The sequence below is a fragment of the Streptomyces sp. NPDC085931 genome (genome assembly GCF_044540565.1).
Taxonomy (GTDB): Bacteria; Actinomycetota; Actinomycetes; order Streptomycetales; family Streptomycetaceae; genus Streptomyces.
The window spans coordinates 179,683-195,387 of sequence record NZ_JBITSK010000009.1 but is presented as its reverse complement, the minus strand read 5'-3'; the positions used below and the strand labels follow the sequence as shown (position 1 = coordinate 195,387).

The 15,705-nt window shown below is 71.6% G+C and carries 13 protein-coding genes; 11 read left to right on the top strand and 2 right to left on the bottom strand.

The features are described from left to right. Positions 1-61: 61 nt before the first annotated feature. Positions 62-1,018 carry a hypothetical protein gene (locus ACIGAN_RS21140; protein ID WP_365737566.1) on the bottom strand — a complete coding sequence of 319 codons (957 nt, stop codon included), beginning with the start codon at positions 1,016-1,018 and terminating at the stop codon, positions 62-64. 257 nt (positions 1,019-1,275) lie between these two features. After that, the gene (locus ACIGAN_RS21135; RefSeq protein ID WP_365089480.1) at positions 1,276-1,437 is read right to left on the bottom strand and encodes a hypothetical protein; all 162 of its coding nucleotides are present in this window, start codon (positions 1,435-1,437) and stop codon (positions 1,276-1,278) included. Between the two features lie 254 nt (positions 1,438-1,691). Between ACIGAN_RS21135 and uvrC the strand changes: the two genes are divergently transcribed. From uvrC to ACIGAN_RS21080, 11 genes are all read left to right on the top strand, one after another. Next, positions 1,692-3,872: an excinuclease ABC subunit UvrC gene (gene uvrC, locus ACIGAN_RS21130; RefSeq protein ID WP_399859478.1), complete on the top strand. Its 2,181-nt coding sequence runs from the start codon at positions 1,692-1,694 to the stop codon at positions 3,870-3,872. Further along, positions 3,869-4,828 carry an RNase adapter RapZ gene (rapZ, locus tag ACIGAN_RS21125; protein WP_365089484.1) on the top strand — a complete coding sequence of 320 codons (960 nt, stop codon included), beginning with the start codon at positions 3,869-3,871 and terminating at the stop codon, positions 4,826-4,828. The genes uvrC and rapZ overlap by 4 nt, the downstream gene beginning before the upstream one ends. After that, on the top strand, positions 4,825-5,904 hold the full coding sequence (yvcK, locus tag ACIGAN_RS21120) for a gluconeogenesis factor YvcK family protein (RefSeq protein ID WP_365089486.1): 1,080 nt from the start codon (positions 4,825-4,827) through the stop codon (positions 5,902-5,904). Before rapZ ends, yvcK begins: the two co-directional genes overlap by 4 nt. After that, on the top strand, positions 5,895-6,884 hold the full coding sequence (whiA, locus tag ACIGAN_RS21115) for a DNA-binding protein WhiA (RefSeq protein ID WP_365089487.1): 990 nt from the start codon (positions 5,895-5,897) through the stop codon (positions 6,882-6,884). Before yvcK ends, whiA begins: the two co-directional genes overlap by 10 nt. Before the next feature lie 168 nt (positions 6,885-7,052). Further along, positions 7,053-10,007: a M14 family metallopeptidase gene (locus tag ACIGAN_RS21110; RefSeq protein WP_399859474.1), complete on the top strand. Its 2,955-nt coding sequence runs from the start codon at positions 7,053-7,055 to the stop codon at positions 10,005-10,007. A gap of 265 nt (positions 10,008-10,272) precedes the next feature. After that, positions 10,273-11,280: a type I glyceraldehyde-3-phosphate dehydrogenase gene (gene gap, locus ACIGAN_RS21105; RefSeq protein ID WP_309094746.1), complete on the top strand. Its 1,008-nt coding sequence runs from the start codon at positions 10,273-10,275 to the stop codon at positions 11,278-11,280. Between the two features lie 139 nt (positions 11,281-11,419). Then, on the top strand, positions 11,420-12,631 hold the full coding sequence (locus tag ACIGAN_RS21100) for a phosphoglycerate kinase (protein WP_399859470.1): 1,212 nt from the start codon (positions 11,420-11,422) through the stop codon (positions 12,629-12,631). 5 nt (positions 12,632-12,636) lie between these two features. Further along, positions 12,637-13,413: a triose-phosphate isomerase gene (gene tpiA, locus ACIGAN_RS21095; RefSeq protein WP_365737575.1), complete on the top strand. Its 777-nt coding sequence runs from the start codon at positions 12,637-12,639 to the stop codon at positions 13,411-13,413. 101 nt (positions 13,414-13,514) lie between these two features. Further along, on the top strand, positions 13,515-13,745 hold the full coding sequence (gene secG / locus ACIGAN_RS21090; RefSeq protein WP_009300451.1) for a preprotein translocase subunit SecG: 231 nt from the start codon (positions 13,515-13,517) through the stop codon (positions 13,743-13,745). A gap of 207 nt (positions 13,746-13,952) precedes the next feature. Then, positions 13,953-14,288, top strand: coding sequence for an RNA polymerase-binding protein RbpA (locus ACIGAN_RS21085; protein ID WP_010352468.1), 336 nt, complete (start codon positions 13,953-13,955; stop codon positions 14,286-14,288). 144 nt (positions 14,289-14,432) lie between these two features. Then, positions 14,433-15,677: an MFS transporter gene (locus ACIGAN_RS21080; protein WP_399859468.1), complete on the top strand. Its 1,245-nt coding sequence runs from the start codon at positions 14,433-14,435 to the stop codon at positions 15,675-15,677. The last annotated feature ends 28 nt before the right edge of the window (positions 15,678-15,705 follow it).

Here is a 15,705-nt window from a genome sequence, read left to right as displayed (position 1 = left end):
CAAGCCCACCGACAGCCGCCGGTGACGGCCACGCCGGCACCGCGATTCAGGGGAGCCGCCCTCACACCCCCGGTTCCCAGTCCCAGCCGATCCCCAGGAACCCCGCCCGCACCCGGGGCTCGACCAGATGCACGGACCGGTGCCGTCCGCTCAGCGTCAGCTCCTGGCACCCGCTCCGGGGCGCGGCCGCCGAGTGCTGGGCGAACCGGTGGCAGCGCAGCGGTAGGGCCGCCGGATCGAAGGAGACCTGGAGCGCGTACTGGCCACCGGGGGAGTCGAAGCCGCGCACGTACTCGCGCGAGACGCCCGCGGTGCCGTCCTCCACGCCGTAGCGGAACAGGAACGTGTCCCCGGCCCGCAGCCGGGTGTCGAAGAGCAGCTCCGCCGCGAGCACCCCCGTGTCACCGTGCCAACGGACGCGTCCGGTACGGCAGTTCTCCAGGGCGTGCACCCGCATGCGCTCCGGCACGGCCCCGCGCTCGCCGTGGTGGACGGCGACGAAGCGGTCGACGCCGTCGCGGTGGGCCCGCACGATGTGGTGCGACTCGCGGTCGGCCAGCTCGCGCCGCGCACCGATCCGCAGCCGCTCGTGGTGCCCGAGGGTGTGCAGGCCCCCGTCCGGCGGGCATCCCAGCTCCGCCAGCAACTGGTCCAGCACCCCGGAGGCCTCGACCAGGGAACGGTAGGACCGGGCCGCGGACCGCTGTCCGGAGGGGCCGTCGCCGGACGCGGCGAGCAGCCGGAGCAGCGACTCCTCGGGCAGCTGCAGGATCTCCTCCAGCGCGCGGACGGCCCGCAGGGACTCGGGCCGCTGGGGACGCCGGGCCCCCTGCTGCCAGTAACTGAGGCTCGTCACGCCCACCTTCACCCCGTGGCGCGACAGATGGTGCTGCACCCGCTGCAGCGGCAGCCCGCGGGCGGCGATCGCGGCACGCAGGGCGACGTGGAAGGGGCCGCCTCGCAGGGCCGAGTCGAGCTCGGCGGTGACGGCGTCCGCGTGCTGGGGGGCGTGCGGCATGCAGGGGCCTCTCTGTGAGTCGGCGACGGCTGGTCAGACCGTTCGCACGGGCCGCCCGGGGCCGTCCCGCCGGCGCCGGGCGGGTCTTCACATCCGTACGCCGTCGTTCAGGGTCCCGAGTTCCCCCGCATTGAAGCGTGTTGACCTGGTCCCGACAACACCTGATGCCGGACAGTGATATACGCCCGGACGCCCGGGTCCGGACACACGAACGCCCGGGGCGGTGAGCCCCGGGCGTCCTTGGTGGACGACGGCCGCTAGGAGCGGTCGCCGCCGTCGCGTTCCTGGAGCGACAGGCGCTTGGCCCGCACTATGTCGGCGTCACGCGGGTCCAGGAGGTCGCGCAGCCCGAACGTCTCGTCCGTGTGCCGGCGGGCACGGACCGTCCGCCGGTTCTTCTCGATCCGCATCCGCTTCATCTGCACAGCCCTCCGACCCGTGGCCCGGGCCGCTCCGCGTGGGAGACGGCCGGTCCGCACCGACAATCCGTGCCCGCACCGGCACGGCCTCCGTCCTGCGGATGTCGCCGTGCCCGTGGGAAGCCTGCATTCCCGCTCCCGGCCCCCCGTAACCCCGGGGCGGCACATGCCGTGGAAAAGCGCCCCCGCGCCGGGACCGTGATCACGTCCCGCCGGGCGCTCGGCTGTCGGTGCCCGCCAGTAGGGTGTGAGACATGGCCGACCCCTCCAGCTACCGCCCCAAACCGGGTGAGATCCCCGACTCGCCGGGGGTCTACAGGTTCCGTGACGAGCACCGCCGGGTGATCTACGTCGGCAAGGCGAAGAGCCTGCGCCAGCGCCTGGCGAACTACTTCCAGGACCTGGCGGGCCTGCACCCGCGCACCCGCTCCATGGTCACCACGGCCGCGTCCGTGGAGTGGACGGTGGTGTCCACGGAGGTCGAGGCGCTCCAGCTGGAGTACTCCTGGATCAAGGAGTACGACCCCCGGTTCAACGTCAAGTACCGCGACGACAAGAGCTATCCGTACCTCGCGGTGACGATGAACGAGGAGTATCCGCGCGTGCAGGTGATGCGCGGTCACAAGAAGAAGGGCGTGCGCTACTTCGGGCCGTACGCGCACGCGTGGGCGATCCGTGACACGGTCGACCTGCTCCTGCGCGTCTTCCCCGTGCGCACGTGCTCGGCGGGCGTGTTCAAGAACGCCGCCCGCACGGGCCGCCCCTGCCTCCTCGGCTACATCGGCAAGTGCTCGGCCCCCTGCGTGGACCGCGTCTCCGCCGAGGAGCACCGGGAACTGGCCGACGAGTTCTGCGACTTCATGACCGGCCGCACGCACACGTACATCCGCCGCCTGGAGCGGCAGATGACCGAGGCGGCCGAGGAGATGGAGTACGAGCGGGCGGCCCGCCTGCGCGACGACATCGGGGCCCTGAAGAAGGCCATGGAGAAGAACGCGGTCGTGCTCGCGGACGCGACCGACGCCGACCTGATCGCGGTCGCCGAGGACGAGCTGGAGGCGGCCGTCCAGATCTTCCACGTGCGCGGCGGACGCGTGCGCGGCCAGCGCGGCTGGGTCACCGACAAGGTGGAGGAGATCACCACCGGTGCCCTCGTCGAGCACGCCCTGCAGCAGCTGTACGGGGAGGAGACCGGGGACGCCGTCCCCAAGGAGGTCCTCGTCCCCGCCCTGCCCGACCCGGTCGAGCCGGTCCAGGAGTGGCTCGCCGGTCGGCGCGGCTCCGGCGTCTCCCTGCGGATCCCGCAGCGCGGCGACAAGAAGGCGCTGATGGAGACCGTGCAGCGCAACGCCCAGCAGGCGCTCGTGCTGCACAAGACCAAGCGCGCCTCCGACCTCACCACCCGCTCGCGCGCCCTGGAGGAGATCGCCGACGCCCTCGACCTGGACAGCGCCCCGCTGCGGATCGAGTGCTACGACATCTCCCACCTCCAGGGCGACGACGTCGTGGCCTCCATGGTCGTCTTCGAGGACGGGCTCGCCCGCAAGAGCGAGTACCGCCGCTTCCAGATCAAGGGCTTCGCCGGGCAGGACGACGTCCGCTCCATGCACGAGGTGATCACCCGCCGCTTCCGGCGCTACCTCGCCGAGAAGGAGAGGACGGGCGAGTGGACCGACGGCGACAACGGCGGCACCGAGGGCGGCGACGGCACCCTCGCCGGCCCGGACGCCCTGACCGGCGCGCAGACACCGGCCGGCCCGGACGCCCCGGCCGGCACGGCGGCACCGGCCGGCCCGGACGTCATCACGGCCTCGGGCGCCCCGGTCGGCCCGGGCGGGCTCACCGAGGACGACGGCCGCCCCAGGAAGTTCGCCTACCCGCCCCAGCTCGTGGTGGTCGACGGCGGCGCCCCGCAGGTCGCGGCGGCCCGCCGGGCCCTGGACGAGCTGGGCATCGACGACATCGCCGTGTGCGGCCTCGCCAAACGCCTGGAGGAGGTCTGGCTGCCCGGCGACGACGACCCGGTCGTCCTGCCCCGCACCAGCGAGGGCCTGTACATGCTCCAGCGGGTCCGTGACGAGGCCCACCGCTTCGCGATCACCTACCAGCGCGCCAAGCGGTCCAAGCGCTTCCGCTCCAGCCCCCTGGACGACGTCCCGGGCCTCGGCGACACGCGCAAGCAGGCACTCCTGAAGCACTTCGGTTCGTTGAAGAGACTGCGATCCGCCACCATCGACCAGATCTGCGAGGTCCCCGGGATAGGCCGCAAGACGGCGGAGACGATCGTCGTGGCCCTGGCCCGCTCGGCCCCGGCCGCACCCGCCGTCAACACCGCGACCGGAGAGATCATGGAAGAGGAACCCGGCACCACGGGTTCCGGCGGCGAGCCCGTACGGACGGGCGCACCGGACGAACGACGGGGGCAGGAGACATGAATGTGAACGAGCACCACGGGCAGCAAGCACACACGGCAGCGGGAGCACAGGTGAGCACGGGCATGGCGAACGACAAGGCCCCGGTTCCGGACGCGGCCATCCCCGAGCTGGTGATCATCTCAGGCATGTCCGGGGCGGGCCGCTCGACGGCCGCGAAGTGCCTGGAGGACCTCGGCTGGTTCGTCGTGGACAACCTGCCGCCCGCGCTGATCCCCACCATGGTGGAGCTCGGCGCCCGCTCCCAGGGCAACGTGGCCCGTATCGCCGTCGTCGTCGACGTGCGCGGCCGCCGCTTCTTCGACAACCTCCGCGAGTCCCTCGCCGACCTGGAGGCCAAGCACGTCACCCGGCGGATCGTCTTCCTGGAGTCCTCCGACGAGGCCCTGGTGCGCCGCTTCGAGTCGGTGCGCCGCCCGCATCCGCTCCAGGGCGACGGCCGCATCGTCGACGGCATCGACGCCGAGCGCGAGCTGCTGCGCGAACTGCGCGGCGACGCCGACCTGGTGATCGACACCTCCAGCCTCAACGTGCACGAGCTGCGCGCCAAGATGGACGCCCAGTTCGCCGGCGAGGAGGAGCCGGAGCTGCGGGCCACGGTCATGTCGTTCGGCTACAAGTACGGCCTGCCGGTCGACGCCGACCTCGTCGTCGACTGCCGCTTCCTGCCGAACCCGCACTGGGTCCCGGAACTGCGCCCGTACACGGGCCTGAACGAGGAGGTGTCGGGCTATGTCTTCAACCAGCCCGGCGCCAAGGAGTTTCTCGACCGGTACACCGAACTGCTCCAGCTCGTCGCCACCGGCTACCGCCGCGAGGGCAAGCGCTACGTGACCATCGCCGTGGGCTGTACGGGCGGCAAGCACCGCTCGGTCGCCATGTCGGAGAAGCTCGCCGCCCGGCTCTCCGCCGAGGGCGTGGAGACGGTGGTCGTCCACCGGGACATGGGACGCGAATGACACGACGTACTCCGCGGCTGAGCCGGCTGCGCCGGGTGGTGCCCGAGGGCGACACCGCGGGCAGGAGCGCCCGGCCCGCCGAGGCCCGGGGCGCCCGCCCGCGCCGCCGCGGCACCCAGCCCAAGGTCGTCGCGCTCGGCGGCGGCATGGGCCTGTCCGCCTCGCTCGCCGCACTGCGCCGGATCACCGGCGACCTCACCGCCGTCGTCACCGTCGCCGACGACGGCGGCTCCAGCGGGCGGCTGCGCGACGAGCTGGGCGTGCTGCCGCCCGGCGACCTGCGCAAGGCGCTGGCCGCGCTGTGCGGTGACGACGACTGGGGCCAGACCTGGGCCCGGGTCATCCAGCACCGCTTCCAGTCCCAGGGCGACCTGCACGAGCACGCGGTCGGCAACCTGCTGATCGTCGCCCTGTGGGAGCAGCTCGGCGACCATGTCCAGGCCCTCGACCTGGTCGGACGCCTGCTCGGCGCCCAAGGCCGGGTGCTGCCCATGTCGGCCGTGCCGCTGGAGCTCCAGGCCCTGGTCAGGGGCCACGACCCGGAGCGCCCGGACGAGATCGACACGGTCCGTGGCCAGGCCACCGTGGCCCTCACCCCGGGCGAGGTGCAGTCCGTGCACCTGGTGCCGTGCGACCCGCCGGCCGTGCCCGAGGCGGTCGCGGCCGTCCTGGACGCGGACTGGGTGGTGCTCGGCCCCGGCTCCTGGTTCTCCTCGGTCATCCCGCACCTGCTGGTGCCCGAGCTGCTGGACGCGCTCACGCAGACCAAGGCCCGCCGGGTACTCTCGCTGAACCTCGCCCCGCAGCCCGGAGAAACCGAGGGCTTCTCCCCGCAGCGTCATTTGGAGGTTTTGGGACGACACGCCCCTAAACTCGCCCTGGACGTGGTGCTGGCCGACGAGGCCGCCGTGCCCGACCGGGACTCCCTGACCGATGCCGCCAAGCGGTTCGGGGCCGCGGTCGAGCTGGCGCCGGTGGCCCGGCCCGACGGCACCCCGAGGCACGACCCGGAGCTGTTGGCCGCCGCGTACGACCGTATTTTTCGGATGCATGGAAGGATCGGCCCATGGCGATGACGGCAGCGGTGAAGGACGAGATCTCCCGGCTCCCCGTCACCCGGACCTGCTGCAGAAAGGCGGAGGTCTCCGCCATCCTGCGGTTCGCCGGCGGCCTCCACCTGGTGAGCGGTCGGATCGTGATCGAGGCGGAGCTGGACACCGCGATGGCGGCCCGCCGCCTCAAGCGGGACATCCTGGAGATCTTCGGCCACAGCTCCGAGCTGATCGTGATGGCCCCGGGCGGACTGCGCCGGGGCTCGCGGTACGTGGTGCGGGTGGTCGCGGGCGGCGATCAGCTGGCCCGCCAGACCGGCCTGGTCGACGGGCGGGGCCGCCCGATCCGCGGCCTGCCCCCGCAGGTGGTCTCGGGGGCCACCTGCGACGCCGAGGCCGCCTGGCGGGGCGCGTTCCTGGCGCACGGCTCGCTCACCGAGCCCGGCCGCTCGTCCTCCCTGGAGGTGACCTGCCCGGGCCCCGAGGCGGCGCTCGCCCTGGTCGGCGCCGCCCGCCGGCTGTCGATCGCCGCGAAGGCCCGTGAGGTGCGCGGCGTGGACCGGGTCGTCGTCCGTGACGGTGACGCGATCGGCGCGCTGCTGACGCGCCTGGGAGCCCACGAGTCGGTGCTGGCCTGGGAGGAGCGCCGGATGCGCCGCGAGGTGCGCGCCACGGCGAACCGGCTGGCCAACTTCGACGACGCCAACCTGCGCCGCTCGGCCCGCGCGGCGGTCGCCGCGGGAGCCCGGGTGCAGCGCGCCCTGGAGATCCTCGGCGAGGACGTGCCCGAGCACCTCGCCGCGGCCGGCCGGCTGCGCATGGAGCACAAGCAGGCCTCCCTGGAGGAACTGGGCGCGCTCGCCGACCCGCCGCTGACCAAGGACGCGGTCGCCGGGCGGATCCGCCGCCTGCTGGCCATGGCCGACAAGCGCGCCTCCGACCTCGGCATCCCGGGCACGGAGGCCAACCTCAGCGACGAACTCGCCGACAACCTCGTGGGCTGACCCCGGATCCCCGCAGGACCCACACGGTGTCAAGAAGCCGGTGCCGACCGCCACTTGGGTGGTCGGCACCGGCTTTCGCGTGTCGGTCGGGCACCCTTGACTCGATCATGGACTGTCATGAGCCTGGCATCTGTTCGCTGCTGTGGCGGACCCACGCTAGGGGGGTTCATGAGACGAAGAGCGAGATCGATCCTCGCTGTCGGCGCGCTCCTGTTCGGCGGAGCGAGCATCGCACCCATCGCCCAGGCACAACCGGCACGTTCGAATCCGTCCGACCCGGACGAGGTCAAGGTCTTCCGCGCCGACGTCACCCGGCAGCAGGTACCCCTGCTGCTGGCGGCCGGCCAGGACGGCCACGAACTCAGTGAGCGGGTGCCCGAGAAGGGCACCGCCGACGTCGAGGTCTACCTGACCGAGCGTCAGGCCGAGAAGCTGGAGAAGCAGGGCGTCGACCTCGCCGAGCACACGCTCTCCGCCCGCGCGGACGCCCGCGTCGAGGCCGCCGCCGACGGCGTGTTCCGCCCGTACAGCGGGCAGGGCGGCCTGAAGGAGGAGATCCTCCGGGCCGCGCAGGACAACCCCGGCCTCACCAAGGTCGTCTCCATCGGCAAGACCGTGAAGGGCCAGGACATCCTCGCCCTGAAGCTCACCAAGGGCGCGAAGAAGACCAAGGACGGTTCGAAGCCCGCCGTCCTCTACATGTCCAACCAGCACGCGCGCGAGTGGATCACGCCGGAGATGACCCGGCGCCTGATGCACCACTACCTGGACAACTACCGCAAGGACCGGCGCGTCAAGAAGATCGTCGACTCCACCGAGCTGTGGTTCCTGATCTCGGCCAACCCCGACGGCTACGACTTCACCCACGCCGACGACGCCAACCGCATGTGGCGCAAGAACCTCCGGGACGTCAACGGCGACGGCGCCATCACCACCGGCGACGGCGTCGACCTCAACCGCAACTTCGCCTACAAGTGGGGTTACGACAACGAGGGCTCGTCCCCCAACCCCACCAGCGAGACCTACCGCGGCGCCGGCCCGAACTCCGAGCCGGAGACCAAGGCCCTGGACGCCTTCCAGAAGCGGATCGGCTTCACGTACGGCATCAACTACCACTCCGCGGCCGAACTGATCCTCTACGGAGTCGGCTGGCAGGTGGCCACGAACACCCCGGACGACGTCGCGTACAAGGCGCTCGCCGGCACGCCCGACAACCCCGCGGTCCCGGGCTACCACCCCCAGGTCTCCTCCGAGCTGTACACCACCAACGGCGAGGCCGACGGCCACGCGGCGAACGTCAACGGGCTGGCGATGTTCACCCCGGAGATGTCGACCTGCCAGACCGCCTCCAACCTGGACCCGGACGACGAGTGGAAGGCCTCCGACTGCCGTTCGGTCTTCACCTTCCCGGACGACGAGAAGCTGATCCAGCAGGAGTTCGCCAAGAACGTCCCGTTCGCGCTCTCCGTGGCCGAGTCCGCCGCCCGCCCCGACCGGCCGAAGTCGTCGGTGGGACTGAGCGCCGCCGACTTCACCCCGGCCGCGTTCCCGACGTCGTACGGGCGCGGCGCCGACCAGGAGGTCTCCGTCGTCGCGCGCAAGGCGCTGCGCGACAAGGAACTGAAGTACCGGGTCAACGGCGGCCGCACCCACGACATGGCGCTCAAGCCGTGGAAGGGCGGCGAGACCTACGGCGGTGAGGACAACCTCTACTTCGACGAGTACCGGGCGAAGGTCAAGGACGGCGGGCCCGGTGACAAGGTGGAGGTGTGGTTCACCGCGGAGACGCGCGGCGGCAAGAAGGTCTCCAGTGAGCGCTTCACCTACACCGTCGCCGAGCGGCCCCGGGCGAACACCCTCGTCGTCGCCGAGGAGGGCGCGACCGCCACGCAGGCGCAGAAGTACGTGGACGCGCTCCGGGCGAGCGGCCGCACGGCGGTCGTCTGGGACGTCGCCCGCAGCGGCGCGCCCGACGCGCTCGGCGTGCTGAGCCACTTCGACACCGTCGTCCATTACACCGGCGCGAGCGTCCCCGGCAACGCCACCCAGCTGCAGCTGCGGGCCTTCCTCAACGAGGGCGGGCGGCTGATCGAGGCCGGCGAGCAGGCCGGCGGCAGCGTCGACCTCGGCGGCGGTGCCCTGTCGGACGACTTCAGCCAGTACTACCTGGGCGCCTACAGCCGGACCTCGGCCGGCGGAGCCACCGGCTTCACCGGCGCCGGTGAGCTGCGCGGCTTCTCGGGCCCGCTCGCCGCCGCCCCCGGCAACCCGCTCGACAAGGCGGGCCGCTACAGCGTCACCTCCGACGAACTGCCCGTCGAGCGGTTCCCGCAGTTCGCGAGCAAGGGCGCCGGGCAGTTCGCCGGAGCCGTGAACCCCTACGGCCCGTACGCCGGCTCCTCGATGGCCGCGGCCGTCCACACCGACGACGGCTACAAGCGCCTCATGCGCACCGTGGACCTCACCGCTGTCACGGCGGCGGACCGGCCCACGCTGCGCACCCAGCTGATGTGGGACACCGAGCCGGGCTACGACAACGTCCTGATCGAGGCCCACACGGCGGGCGCCGACGACTGGACGACCCTCCCCGAGAAGGGCGGCGCGACCAGGGCGACCGTGCCGACGGAGTGCGAGGGCGGGTTCTACGTCCGCGAGCACCCCTGGCTGACGCACTACCTGACCCGGTCCGACGACGGCTGCACGGCCACCGGCAGCACGGGCGCGTGGAACAGCCTCACCGGCAGCTCCGGCGGCTGGCAGCAGGTGGAGTTCGACCTGAGCGCCTACGCGGGCAGGACGATCGAGGTCGCGATCAGCTACGTCACCGACCCGGGCACCGGCGGCCACGGCGTCCTGGCCGACGACGCCTCGCTGGTCGTGGGCGGCACGGCGAAGGAGACCGAGGGCTTCGAGACCTCGCTCGGCGCGTGGAAGGCCGCCGGACCGCCCGCCGGCAGCCCGGCCGTCACCAAGGACTGGACCCGCACCGGGGCCCTGTTCCAGACCTACGGCGCGGTCACCACGGACGACACCGTGCTGCTGGGCTTCGGCCTGGAGCACGTCGCCACCGCCGCCGACCGGGCGGCACTGATGAGGAAGGCGCTCGCCTCCCTCGACGTGTGATCTCCCCCGAAGACGTGTGACCTCACCCGAAGGGGGAACTCCGCGCACGACAGGCACCACTCCGGGTAGCGAGATCGGGTGATCCTCGCTCCCGGGGTCGGGCGGTCCGTACCCCTACTGGCCGGTACGGACCGCCCTGCCGTGTATGGGGCATCTGGATGTCACCACCGGGGCCTCAGGGAGGTAGGGTCGGAGGCGGTCGGGGACATCCCAAACAGAGCTCGCCGGCTCTTCATGGCCGGCGTACCAACGAGGAGATCGGTTCGTGACGATCCGCGTAGGCATCAACGGCTTCGGCCGCATCGGTCGTAACTACTTCCGCGCGCTGCTGGAGCAGGGTGCAGACATCGAGATCGTGGCTGTCAACGACCTGGGTGACACCGCGACCACCGCTCACCTGCTGAAGTACGACACCATCCTCGGCCGCCTCAAGCAGGAGGTCACGCACACCGAGGACACCATCACCGTCGGCGGCAAGACCATCAAGGTCCTCGCCGAGCGCAACCCCGCCGACATCCCGTGGGGCGAGCTGGGCGTCGACATCGTCATCGAGTCGACCGGCATCTTCACCAAGAAGGCCGACGCCGAGAAGCACATCGCGGGCGGAGCGAAGAAGGTCCTCATCTCGGCTCCGGCCAAGGACGAGGACGTCACCATCGTGATGGGCGTCAACCAGGACACGTACGACCCGGCGAACCACCACGTCATCTCCAACGCCTCCTGCACCACCAACTGTGTGGCGCCGATGGCCAAGGTCCTCGACGAGAACTTCGGCATCGTCAAGGGCCTGATGACGACGGTGCACGCGTACACCAACGACCAGCGCATCCTGGACTTCCCGCACAAGGACCTGCGCCGCGCGCGTGCCGCCGCCGAGAACATCATTCCGACCACGACCGGTGCCGCCAAGGCCACCGCCCTGGTCCTGCCCCAGCTGAAGGGCAAGCTGGACGGCATGGCCATGCGCGTTCCGGTCCCCACCGGCTCGGTCACCGACCTGGTCCTGGAGCTGGGCCGCGAGGTCACCAAGGAAGAGGTCAACGCCGCCTTCCAGAAGGCCGCCGAGGGCGAGCTGAAGGGCATCCTCGAGTACACGGAGGACCCGATCGTCTCGTCCGACATCGTCAACGCCCCGGCGTCCTGCACCTTCGACTCCTCCCTGACCATGGTCCAGGAGGGCAAGAACGTGAAGGTCATCGGCTGGTACGACAACGAGTGGGGCTACTCCAACCGCCTCGTCGACCTCACGGTCTTCGTCGGCAACCAGCTCTGATCGAATAGAGCAGGCCTCCATGTGAGGGCAGGGCTCGGGCAGCGCGTGACCGCGCGGTCCGAGCCCTGACTCACGTACAGAACCGACCTGTTCGATCCCGAGCGCTTCCGAGCGATCACGAGCACTTGCAGGAGTCCCCATGAAGACGATCGACGAACTCCTCACCGAAGGAGTCGCGGGCAAGCGGGTCTTCGTCCGCGCCGACCTGAACGTGCCGCTGGACGGCACGACCATCACCGACGACGGCCGCATCCGCGCCGTGCTGCCCACCGTCAAGGCCCTCGCCGAGGCGGGCGCCCGCGTGGTCGTCGCCTCGCACCTGGGCCGCCCCAAGGGCGCCCCGGACCCCGCCTTCTCCCTCGCGCCCGCCGCCGCCCGTCTCGGGGAACTCCTCGGCGCCGACGTGGCGTTCGCGGCCGACACGGTCGGCGAGTCCGCCGAGTCGACCGTCGCCGGCCTCGCGGACGGCCGGGTCGCCGTCCTCGAGAACCTCCGCTTCAACGCCGGCGAGACCAGCAAGGACGACGCCGAGCGCGCCGCCTTCGCCGACCGGCTCGCCGCCCTCGCGGACGTCTACGTCGGTGACGGCTTCGGCGCGGTGCACCGCAAGCACGCCTCCGTCTACGACCTCCCGGCCCGGCTGCCGCACTACGCCGGCCACCTCATCGCGGCTGAGGTCGGCGTCCTCAAAAAGCTCACCGACGACGTCCAGCGGCCCTACGTCGTCGCCCTCGGCGGCGCCAAGGTCTCGGACAAGCTCGCCGTCATCGACCAGCTGCTCGGCAAGGCCGACCGGATCCTCATCGGCGGCGGCATGGCCTACACCTTCCTCAAGGCCCAGGGGCACGAGATCGGCAAGTCCCTCCTGCAGGAGGACCAGATCCCGGCCGTGCGGGAGTACATCGAGCGGGCCGAGAAGACCGGGGTAGAACTGGTCCTGCCCATCGACACCCTGGTCGCGGCCGACTTCCCGGACCTGAAGACCAAGGCCCCGGCCAACCCCACCACCGTCGCCGCGGACGCCATCCCGGCCGACCAGGAGGGTCTCGACATCGGACCCGAGACCCGCAAGCTGTACGCGTCCAAGCTCGCCGACGCCGCCACCGTCTTCTGGAACGGCCCCATGGGCGTCTTCGAGCACCCCGACTACGCCGAGGGCACCAAGGCGGTCGCCCAGGCCCTCATCGACTCCCCGGGCTTCACCGTGGTCGGCGGCGGCGACTCCGCCGCGGCCGTGCGCACCCTGGGCTTCGACGAGACGGCATTCGGCCACATCTCGACCGGCGGCGGCGCCTCCCTCGAATACCTCGAGGGCAAGACGCTCCCCGGCCTCGCCGCACTGGAGGACTGACCTACATGAGCACGCGCACGCCGCTGATGGCGGGCAACTGGAAGATGAACCTCAACCACCTCGAGGCCATCGCGCACGTCCAGAAGCTCGCCTTCGCCCTGGCCGACAAGGACTACGAGGCCGTCGAGGTCGCCGTCCTGCCGCCCTTCACCGACCTGCGCTCCGTGCAGACCCTGGTCGACGGCGACAAGCTCAAGATCAAGTACGGCGCCCAGGACATCTCGGCGCACGACGGCGGCGCCTTCACCGGCGAGATCTCCGGCCCGATGCTGGCCAAGCTGAAGTGCACCTACGTCGCCATCGGCCACAGCGAGCGCCGCCAGTACCACGGCGAGACCGACGAGCTGGTGAACGCCAAGGTCAAGGCCGCCTACAAGCACGGCCTGACCCCCATCCTGTGCGTCGGCGAGGAACTGGAGGTCCGCGAGGCCGGCAACCACGTCTCCCACACCCTCGCCCAGGTCGAGGGCGGCCTGCAGGACCTCCCCGCCGAGCAGGCCGAGACCGTCGTGATCGCCTACGAGCCCGTGTGGGCCATCGGCACCGGCAAGGTCTGCGGCGCCGAGGACGCCCAGGAGGTCTGCGCCGCCATCCGCGGCAGGATCGCCGAGCTGTACACGCAGGAGCTGGCCGACAAGGTCCGCATCCAGTACGGCGGCTCCGTGAAGTCGGGCAACGTCGCCGAGATCATGGCGCAGGCCGACATCGACGGCGCCCTGGTCGGCGGCGCCTCCCTGGACGCCGACGAGTTCGTCAAGATCGTGCGCTTCCGCGACCAGTGAGTATGCGCTAACGGCGATTCGTCGTACCCTTGCGGGGTCCAGCGCCGTGCTGGGCCCCGCGTCGTCCATCCGAGTCCGAGGAAGTTGGTCCAGCCGTGGTTTTGGGGTTCTCGATCGCCCTGATCGTCTTCAGCCTGCTGCTGATGCTGCTGGTGCTGATGCACAAGGGGAAGGGCGGCGGCCTCTCCGACATGTTCGGTGGCGGCATGCAGTCCTCCGTCGGTGGTTCCTCGGTCGCCGAGCGCAACCTCGACCGGATCACCGTCGTGGTCGGTCTGCTGTGGTTCGCGTGCATTGTCGTGCTCGGCATCCTGATGAAGGTGAACAACTGACCGAGCCCCGATCGCACGGAACCCGTACGTAAGGCCCCATGTTCGGTACGCGCAGCTGAGCGCGGCCTATCATGGGGCTTGCGTCTAGGTGTGAGGGTTGTAACTCCAATCACTGGACGCGCGTTGGGCCTTACGTAGACTGAGGCGCTCGCAGCGAAGCGGAACGCCGACTCGCTTCGCGGCACCATCACGCAGGGAGTTACGACCGTGGCAAGTGGCAACGCGATCCGGGGAAGCCGGGTCGGAGCGGGGCCGATGGGCGAGGCCGAGCGCGGCGAGTCCGCGCCGCGGCTGCGCATCTCCTTCTGGTGCTCCAACGGACACGAGACTCAGCCGAGCTTCGCCAGCGACGCGCAGGTGCCCGATACCTGGGACTGCCCCCGCTGCGGCTTCCCGGCCGGCCAGGACCGGGACAACCCCCCGGCCCCGCCGCGCACCGAGCCCTACAAGACGCACCTGGCGTATGTGCGTGAGCGGCGCAGTGACGCGGACGGGGAGGCGATCCTCGCCGAGGCGCTCGCCAAACTGCGGGGCGAGATCTAGAAGTCGAAAGCCGGCCGGGCACCAGCGGGTGCCCGGCCGGAGCTGCCTTCCCGGTCCGCCGCGACCGACTGTCAGTGGTGCCCCTTACGGTTTGTGCATCGGGCGAACTGAGGGGGAGCGGTGGCGACGACCGAGGTGCGAGGCGTGCGTGCGCCCGCGTGGCGCGGGGGCTTCGGACAGCTGTGGAGCGCCGCCGTGCTGTCCAGCTTCGGGGACGCGCTGCGCACGGCCGCGCTGCCCCTGCTCGCGGTCACGCTGACCGACGAGCCGCTGCTGGTCGCCTCGGTCACGGCCTGCGGCTATCTGCCCTGGATCGTCTTCGGCCTGCTCGGCGGGGCCGTCGCCGACCGGGTCGACCAGCGGCGCGCCATGTGGCTCGTGGACGCCGTGCGCGGGCTGCTGGTCGGCGCCTTCGCGGTGGCCGTGGCCCTCGGCCACGCGTCGATCGGCCTGCTCCTCGCGCTGGCCTTCGCCCTGACCACGCTCCAGACCCTCTTCGACAACGCGGCCACGGCGCTGCTGCCCGCCCTGGTCGACCGGGACGCGCTGGGCAGTGCCAACGCCCGGCTGCTGACCGGCCAGCGCATCGCGGGCGGACTGCTCGGCGCACCCGCGGTGCCGCTGCTGCTGATGACCGGGGCGGCCGTGCCCTTCGCCGCCGACGCCGTGACGTTCCTGGTGGCCGCCGTGCTCATCGCCTCCCTGCCGGCCACCGCGACCGAGCGGAAGCCGAGACCGGCGGGCAGCACCCTGCGCCGCGAGATCGCCGAAGGGCTGCGCACGCTGGCGCGCGACCGGGCCCTGCGCGGCCTGTGCACCGCCACCGCCCTGTGCAACATCGGCATGGGCGCCCTCGTCGCCACGCTCGTGGTCCTGGTGACCGGCTGGCTCGACGCCGGGAACGCGGGCTACGCGGCGGCGATGACCGCCTTCACGGCCGGCAGCCTGGCCGGGGGAGTGGCGGGCGGCCGGCTCGTCACCCGCTTCGGGCGGCTGCGCATGGTCCTCGTCGCCGGGACGGCGCAGACGGCAGCGCTCCTCGTCATGGGCTCGGTGCGCAGCATGTTCGCGCTGACGGCCGCCCTGGCCCTCTTCGGGTTCATGGGCATGGTGTGGAACGTCAACACCACGACGCTGATGCAGCAGCGCAGCCCCGCCGAGCTGCTGGGCCGGGTGAGTTCCGCCTACCGCACGCTCGCCGTCGCGGGCGCGCCCCTGGGCGCACTGCTGGGCGGGGCCGTCGCCACGGCCTGGGGGGAGAACACCCCGGCCCTGCTCGCGGCCGCCTTCTTCGTCCTGTCCGTCAGCGCGCTGATACCCGTGCGCCGCCGGGACGTACCTGTTGTCGTGCCGCAGGACGGTGCGACGACGGGCCACGGCAACCGCTGATCAACTAGGTTGGGACCGGCAGCGGGGC